This window comes from Porphyromonas crevioricanis (assembly GCF_900167225.1).
Classification (GTDB): domain Bacteria; phylum Bacteroidota; class Bacteroidia; order Bacteroidales; family Porphyromonadaceae; genus Porphyromonas; species Porphyromonas crevioricanis.
This window is the reverse complement of record NZ_FUXH01000001.1, coordinates 185048-192235: the sequence shown is the minus strand read 5'-3', so window position 1 is coordinate 192235 and position 7188 is coordinate 185048. Positions and strand designations below refer to the sequence as shown.

The following is a 7188-nucleotide window of genomic DNA, read 5'->3' as shown; positions in this document are numbered from 1 at the left end:
AACCCTGCTGCTCGTGATGCAGAAGGAACACCAATCTATGGGATGCCGGTACTCAATGTAGATCAAGCTCCTGAAGTAATCATTTGTAACTTCGATCTTAACCCTGGATATGCAGGTGTTGAGAATCCTCTCTATCACAGAGAAAAAGGGGTATATCTCTGCTTGGGTGATGCCAAGGAATCGCTTAAAAGCCTTATCAGCAAACTATAGTAGATATACTGTTCAGTAGGTACAAATAACCTGCTCGGGATAACCAAGAGGAAGGGGCTGTGGCAAAATTGAAATTAGCCACAGCCCCTTTTAGCTGCATTAGAATGCGCAAAAACAAGGCACTAAGACAGAGGCTGAAGGGAGCATACTAGAGTATGTAACCGAAGCCAAATGTCGCAAGTAACACAGCAGTTTGCGTATTATGACACACCGCCTTTGAATAGTAAGCGGAGACCTTTACATGGACTCCAAAATGACAATCAAAACTTGCCTTTTTGTTGACTTTGCTGGTTGCGGTAATCTTGAAGGCATTGAGACTAAAGGTTCAGAGAGTATACTCGTCATATATGACCAAGCCTAAATATCGAAAATAACGCAGCGAATAACGTATTATGCGGCTATTCTTGAAATCATACTCCGGGCACTCACCGTAGCAGGTTAATAAAAAAAGAAAAACTATTGTATATCAACAAAAGACAAGCTTCATAGGGTGTCATAGATCACGCACTCTCCATCATTTCAATTCAACATATTTTGTAAAAACAGTACTATCAAAAAAAGAAAGAAATCAGGAGAAGAGAACACAAATATCCAATCCCATATTTTCTCTTCCGATCTCTCTAAATCCGCCCTTCCAGAATACCCTATTCATCGGCATTCTGAGAGGGTCGTTTTTTTCTCCTGTGAAAAAATTTATTCTCTCCTGTGTTAGCAAAATTTCTCTCAGGAGAGAAATTTCATTCTCTCCCGTGTCATAAAAAAACAGCTCCCATGAGGAGAAAAAAAGAGGGAGAAAAACGGTCAATATAAGACCTATTCCAAGCAAAAACAAGGTATCAAAGAAAACACAAAACAATACGCAATAAAACAACAATAAACTATATTGTCATAAGAAGACACTCTTCATAGCATCCCTCCAAAAAATACAATTTGAAAACCTCTATTCAAATCAGCAGGCAATTGAACGATAGGGAAACCGTCACAATATGCTACGATACGGAAGGGATAGAGGCTGCTAATAGGTCGGGAAGCATCGCCCCAAAATGCTACCTTTGTAGCATAGACAATAATTTAGACTACAATATGGATACAAACCAACTCCTACAAGAAGTAAGAGCTAAGGCCAATGGTTGGCTAGGGGAGGCATATGATGCCGAAACACAAGCCAAAGTGCGAGAAATGCTTGATAGTGAAGACACGACAGAGCTTATCGAATCCTTTTACAAGGATCTGGAATTCGGCACCGGAGGTCTGCGAGGGATCATGGGAGCAGGGAGTAACCGCATGAACCGCTACACAGTAGGTGCAGCTACTCAAGGGCTTGCCAATTACCTGAAAAAAGAATTTGCCTCCTCGGATCGCATCAGCGTGGCTATTGGCTACGACTGCCGGCACAATAGCCGACAATTTGCACAAACTGTGGCAGAAATTTTTACCGCCAACGGTATTTACGTATATCTATTTGAGGCCCTCAGGCCAACTCCGGAGGTCAGCTATGCAATACGCAGGCTAGGCTGTCAAAGTGGTGTGATGGTAACGGCCTCGCATAATCCTCCGGAATACAACGGATACAAAGTATATTGGAGCGATGGAGCACAAGTCATCGCCCCTCATGATCAGAGCATCATTGCCGAAGTTGGAAAAATCTCATCTGTGGACGAGATTCGCTTCCAAGGAGACAGTTCTATGATAACCCTTTTGGGAGAAGAAATGGACAACGACTTTATAGCCAAGGTAAAGTCCCTAAGCCTCTCGCCGGAGTCGGTCCAAAGGCATAAGGATTTGGCTATTGTGTACACACCCATCCATGGCACTGGCGGTACTATCGTCCCCAAAGCGTTAAGGGCTTTCGGCTTTGAAAATATTCTCAACGTACCGGAGCAAGATGTTATCAGTGGCGACTTCCCGACCGTTGTATCACCCAATCCCGAAGAACCGGCTGCTCTGAAAATGGCTATCGAGCGGGCAAACGAAACAAAGGCCAACATGGTATTGGCTTCGGATCCGGATGGAGACCGCATCGGGGTAGCTGTGCGCAACAAAGAAGGGGAAATGGTGCTCATGAATGGGAATGAGATCTGTGCACTACTGACCTACTACTCAATAGCCAGACGCAAAGAAAAAGGAGAGCTGGCCCCCAATGACTATGTGGTAAAAACAATAGTAACCACAGAGCTGATAAAAGCGATAGCTGACGATTATCAGGTGCAGCTCTTCGATTGCTACACAGGGTTCAAATGGATAGCCGATGTTGTGCGTAAGAATGAGGTATTGGGAAAGAGGTACATAGGAGGAGGAGAAGAAAGCTATGGTTTCCTTTGGGAAGACTTCATCCGAGACAAAAGTTCCGTATCTGCCTGCTGTATTTTTGCCGAAATGGCAGCTTGGGCTCTGGACAAGGGATTGACAATATACGAGCTAATGCGCAGCCTCTACGTGAAGTACGGATTCTACAAAGAGGTCGGGGTCAGCATTGTGCGCAAAGGCCGAACAGGAGCCCAAGAAATAGCAGAGATGATGCGCAAATACCGAGAGCAGCCAATGACTCAAATTGCAGGATCCCCGATAGTGGAGATACTCGACTACCAATCTTTGGAAAAAAGAGATTTGCGCAGTGGCAAGACAGAAAAATTCGAAATGCCAGCGACAAGCAACGTGCTGCAATACAAATCTGAAGATGGCTCCAAGCTATCTATTCGTCCATCCGGCACGGAGCCCAAGATAAAGTACTACATAGGGCTACGCCGACCTGTTGCAAACGAATTGGAGCTGGATACCGCATACAAAACAGCAGAAGAAGCTGTGGCGAAAGTGCGTAAAGACTTGGGGAACATTTGACTCACACCTAAAAAAGGAAAGGCTTGGAGCAAACAATAGTATTACTCTGCTCGAAAGCCTTTCCACTTACTACCTACCTGCCATTGATCTATGACAGAGACATTCGAAATAGTAGCCAAAACACTCCATGGCCTGGAGGACGTGCTCGCTGAAGAGCTCCGCCAACTGGGTGCACAAAACATTCGTCCCGGCAAGCGAATGGTCGCATTCGAGGGAGATAAACGTCTGCTCTATGCAGCCAATCTGAAGCTGAGGACTGCCCTACGCATCCTCAAACCGGTCTTGAAATTCCAGGCCCAAGATGCCGATGAGGTTTATGCTCATATGCAGCAATTCGACTGGTCCGCAATACTCTCCCCCACCAACACCTTTGCAATTGATCCGGTGGTGTACTCCGAAACTTTCCGGCACAGTCGCTATGTGAGTTACCGGGCAAAAGATGCTATTGCCGATTTCTTCGTAGAAAAGTATGGCAAACGCCCCTCGGTGCGCCTGCACAATCCCGATATCCTTATCAATATCCATATCTCTCACCAAGATGTCACCGTTTCTCTGGACAGCTCTGGAGAAAGTCTTCACAAAAGGGGCTACAGAGTGGCTCAGACAGAAGCCCCTCTCAATGAGGTTCTGGCTGCAGGGATCATACTCAAAACTGGTTGGCAAGATGATTGCGATCTGATAGACCCTATGTGTGGATCCGGAACCCTACTCATAGAAGCAGCTCTCATAGCAGCCAACATCGCTCCTGGTATCTATCGAGATCGGTTTGCTTTTCAGTCGTGGAGCGACTACGATACAGAGCTATTCGATGAGCTTTATCAGGATAGCTCGGAGGAACGCGAACCGGAGCATAAAATATACGGGTCGGACATACTGCCGGAAGCAATACGGATTGCACAAAAGAATGTCAACCGGAGCGGTCTGGGCAAATATATCAAACTGCAAGTGCTGCCCATGCAACAGCACCCCAAACCGGAAGCTCCTTTCGTGCTGATTACCAACCCTCCGTATGGAGAGCGACTTGGCCTTCGCAGTGGGGAAGATCTGTATGCAATGATAGGAGAACGACTCAAACACAACTTTGGCTCTGGAAAGGCTTGGATCTTGGCACACAAGACCGAACATTTCAACAGCATAGGTCTAAAACCCATGTACAAGGAAGAGCTGATGAATGGAGCTCTCCACTGTGAATTGAGGGGCTACGAACTGTTTGAAGGAACTTTTTCCGAACATCGAGCCGAACAAAGACAAAAAGGACAAACAGCTACAATACACAGAGAAAAAAAGGAAAGATCAGAAAGACCCCGCCCGGCAAATTACACTCGTCCTCCTCAAAGAGAGAACAAGAGATTTGAGGACAAGAAAAATAGGACGAGCTATACCTCCAAAGAAAGAGGCAGGTATCATGAAGACGAAGGAAAATTTGCAACCTCCTCGCCTGCAATGAAAAGATCGGAAAATGGAGACCGGGAAAAATCCTTCCGAGGAGAACGAAAGCCCACCCTACAAAAAACAAGAGCAGGAGGTACTCTGGACAAGCGAGCCTATGAACCGGGATTTTACCGAAGGGGAAAAACCGAGGAAAAACCGGAGATCTCTCGCACAAGAAAACGTATAGGAGATTATCTCTCCGGCAAAGTCTCCCAAACAACCGAAATGGCAAGATTACAGCGTATTCGCAAAGCTCGCAAGCAAGAAACGGATTGGCCGGAAGACCGTAAAAAAGCAATCTATGATGGTGAGGATACTGATCTCGATCAGAAGAGGAGATCTCCCAAGAAGACTCACAGAGAAATACAGATAATCCGCAACGAAGACACAAATCAGTGATATGAAACATTTTGCACCTTTCTCTCTCCTGCTTATTAGCATAATGACTTCTGGTACACGGTTCTCTGTCGAAGGCCAAAATACGAATTACTCGACCAAAGAGATGAAACTACACTCTTTGGAGCAACTTATTCCTGGGGGAAAAGAATTCAAGGCCTCATCCCCTCAATACCTACCCGGTTTAGAATGGTGCGGTAACAAAATTACCAGCACAAATGAATCCGGATATATACTCTACGAACCGACTTATCAGGGAAAAGGCATCGAATCCCTTCCTCGACAATCTGTTCCCAATGCAGAGGTACAGACAAGAATGGGCCTTTCACAAGAAAAGGGTTCGGCTGTTTACCCAAGTGTAATACAGACAGTCAATGGTGATCGACTACTATACTCCTACCCTACCGGTCTTTTCGTGTACAACCCGGATACAAAAAACGTAGAGGCTACGTTTTCCACCAAGGCCGGAAGCGATCTGCTGGATATTTCCCCCAAAGGAGATGCCGCAGTGGTAGTCAAAGATCACAATCTGTACCTTCTGTTGAATGGCGACAAGCAAGCGCCACTGGCCATTACTCATGACGGTTACGAAGCTCTGACCTATGGAGAAGCAGTCCACCAATTTGAGTTCGGTATAGAGAAAGGCACATTTTGGAGCCCTGATGGGAGCAAGTTGGCATTCTATCGAATGGATCGTTCCATGGTAACCCCCTATCCTCTCGTGGATATAAAAAAGCGAAAAGCCGAACAGATTCCGGTACGTTACCCCATGGCCGGCATGGCTTCGCATCATGTGACCGTGGGAGTATTCGATTTGAAAACCGGTACCACAACCTACCTCAATACAGGAGGAGATCCGGAGCATTATCTCACGAATCTGAGCTGGAGTCCGGATAATAAGATCCTCTATATAGCCGAAGTAAACAGAGATCAAACTCGTTGTGATCTCAATGCCTATGAACTTGTGCAAGGAGAGCGCATTGCAACCCTCTTTACCGAGACGGACGACACATACACCGAGCCTCTACACCCCATGTACTTCGTTCCCGGACATCCGGATCTATTTGTTTGGCAAAGTCGAAGGGATGGCTACAAACACCTCTATCTATACAACACACAAGGTAAATTGCTTCGCCAACTTACCCGAGGGGAATGGGAAGTATTGGATTTCAAAGGAATAGACCCCAAAGGAGAAAAACTATACTATGAAAGCAATCAGCTTTCTCCCATTGATAGGCAGCTTTATTCCGTCTCTCTCTCAGGAGGGACCCCCGACAGTCTCACTCCTGAGCCAGGGATCCATCACACTCGTATTTCTTCGGATTATTGCCATTTTATCGACATATTCCAGAGTCCCACAGTGGCAAGGCTCACTCGCCTATGTTCTACAAAGGGGAAAAAACAACAGACCCTACAAGAGTCTATAAATCCGGATGCTGGGTACCAAATGCCCGAGATAGAGTTGGGGACCATAACTGCAGCCGACAACCAAACTCAGCTACACTACCGTTTGGTAAAGCCGATGAATATGCAACCGGGAAAGAAATATCCAGTCATTGTGTATGTATATGGTGGTCCTCACACTCAACTGGTAACACGTAGCTGGAGGAGTTCGGCCGGAGGTTGGGATATCTATATGGCACAACTGGGCTATGCCGTCTTCACCGTAGACAGCCGAGGATCAGCCAATAGAGGGAAAGCCTTTGAACAAGTAATACACAGAAATCTGGGAACAAATGAGATGGCAGACCAGATGGAAGGTGTCAAATTCCTAAAATCATTACCTTGGGTGGACGCAGATCGGTTGGGCGTACACGGGTGGAGCTACGGAGGTTTCATGACAACCAATCTGATGCTCACTCATCCGGAAGTATTCAAGGTAGGTGTAGCTGGAGGGCCCGTAATGGACTGGAGTAAGTACGAAATTATGTACGGTGAGAGATACATGGACTCTCCGGAGCAAAATCCGGATGGATATGAACGAACAAATCTCTGCAAAAGGGCCGACCAACTGAAAGGCCGTTTGTTGCTCATCCATGGCGATGTAGATAATGTCGTACTTTGGCAACACGGGCTACTTTTTGTGCAAGCGTGCGTAGACGCAGGTACTTACCCGGACTATATGGTCTACCCTGGTCATAAACACAATGTAATCGGCCCGGATCGTGTACACCTCTACACGACTATCACTCGTTATTTCACCACTCATCTTTGACAGTAATAAACTATGAGACAGAAACAATCCACCAAACAAACTCAACCCGAGACAAACCTGCCTTGGGAAGGAAATACAACAAATCTGCACAGACAGGA

The 7188-nt window shown here is 46.2% G+C and carries 3 protein-coding genes and 1 pseudogene; all 4 read left to right on the top strand.

Annotation, left to right across the window (positions count from 1 at the left end; all coding sequences use genetic code 11):
• Positions 1-210: NAD(P)(+) transhydrogenase (Re/Si-specific) subunit beta (locus B5D48_RS00825; protein ID WP_143742780.1), on the top strand; the 210-nt coding region annotated here is incomplete at its 5' end.
• A gap of 1083 nt (positions 211-1293) precedes the next feature.
• Positions 1294-3048: a phospho-sugar mutase gene (locus tag B5D48_RS00815; protein WP_042120494.1), complete on the top strand. Its 1755-nt coding sequence runs from the start codon at positions 1294-1296 to the stop codon at positions 3046-3048.
• A 90-nt stretch (positions 3049-3138) separates the two neighbouring features.
• A pseudogene (locus B5D48_RS00810) lies at positions 3139-4527 on the top strand (THUMP domain-containing class I SAM-dependent RNA methyltransferase); the annotation flags it as partial.
• A gap of 352 nt (positions 4528-4879) precedes the next feature.
• Positions 4880-7090 (top strand): S9 family peptidase, encoded by a 2211-nt coding sequence (locus tag B5D48_RS00805; RefSeq protein WP_023938336.1) that lies wholly within the window; start codon positions 4880-4882, stop codon positions 7088-7090.
• Positions 7091-7188 lie beyond the last annotated feature (98 nt).